Below are 1,300 nucleotides of genomic sequence, written 5' to 3'. Positions count from 1 at the left end.
CTGGAGTTGCCCCGGTTCGGTAGACACATCAGGGCTTGCGACTACGCGGCAGCATAGCCGTCTTGATGGACGTTCTTGAGGGCCTGTCGGCGCTCGTATTCGGCCGGGCTGAGTTGACCGTTGGCCGAATGACGGCGCCGGGGGTTGTAGAAGCCCTCGATGTAGGCGAACACCGCCCGCTCGGCCTCCGACCGGGTGCGGAAGGTCCGCCGGTCGAGCAGCTCGCACTCCAGCGAGGCGAAGAAGCTCTCGGTGATCGCGTTATCGAAGCAGGTCCCGGTTCTGCCCGTCGAGGGACGGACCCCGGCCCGGGCGCAGCGCTGGCCGAAGGCGACCGATGTATATTGCCCGCCCTTGTCGCTGTGATGGATCACCCCGGCGTTGGGGCGTCGCTGGTGGATCGCCATCGCCAGCGCGTCGGTGACCAGTTCGGTGCGCATGTGCTCGGCCATCGCCCAGCCGACGATCCGCCGGGAGAACACGTCCAGGACCACAGCCAGGTAGAGAAAGCCCTGCCCGGTCGGCACATACGTGATGTCAGCGGTCCACAGGCGGTTCGGTTCCTCGGCGGTGAACTGGCGCTTGACCAGGTCGGAGGCGGCCGCAGCCCGCCGATCGGCGAGCGTGGTGCGACAGCCTTTACGCCGGGTCACGCCCGACAGTCCTGCGGTGCGCATCAGCCGGGCCACCCGCTTGCGGCCGATCCGGATACCGTCGACCTCGCGCAGGTCGGCGTGGATGCGCGGTGCTCCGTAGATGCCGTCCGACGCGGCGTGGTGCGCACGAATCTTCTCGGTCAACTCGGCATCGCGGCGAGCACGCGCCGATGGACCGCGCTGTTGACGCCTGCGCCAGGCGTAGTAGCCCTGGCGCGACACACCCAGCACCCGGGCCAGCAGGGAGACGTCGTGGTGGTCGTTCTCCGCATCGATCAGCCGGAACCTCATCTCGGCCGATCCGTCTCCCGCGCGAAGAAAACCGCGGCCTTGCGCAGGATCTCCTTCTCCTCGCGGAGAATCTTGACCTCGCGGCGCAGCCGGGCCAGCTCGTCTTTCTCGGCGCTGGTCAAGCCGTCACTGCGGCGGCCGTCATCCAGATCAGCCTGGCGCGCCCAGGTCCGGATCGACTGGGCGGAGGGTTCGAACTCCCGAGCCAGTTCCTCCGGCGACCGTCCGGCGCGCACCAGCTCCACCATCTGCCGGCGGAACTCCGGCGGATAGTTGTTCGGCACAGTGGACTCCTTCTTCCGGGAACCAGGGTTCCCCAGAGGTCAGGTGTCCACCAAACCGGGTCAACTCCA

1 protein-coding gene is annotated in these 1,300 nt (G+C 67.8%); it reads right to left on the bottom strand.

The annotated features are described in order from the left end of the window. Positions 1–41 precede the first annotated feature (41 nt). A protein-coding gene (locus FHS22_RS37185; protein WP_260408688.1) for an IS3 family transposase occupies positions 42–1,195 on the bottom strand; the annotation gives its coding sequence in 2 pieces (ribosomal slippage) (positions 42–994 and positions 994–1,195; 1,155 coding nt in all). Positions 1,196–1,300 lie beyond the last annotated feature (105 nt).

Origin of the sequence: Thiemannella venezuelensis (genome assembly GCF_014203605.1) — a bacterium.
GTDB classification, from domain to species: Bacteria; Actinomycetota; Actinomycetes; order Streptosporangiales; family Streptosporangiaceae; genus Planomonospora_A; species Planomonospora_A venezuelensis.
This window is presented reverse-complemented; position numbering and strand designations above follow the sequence as displayed.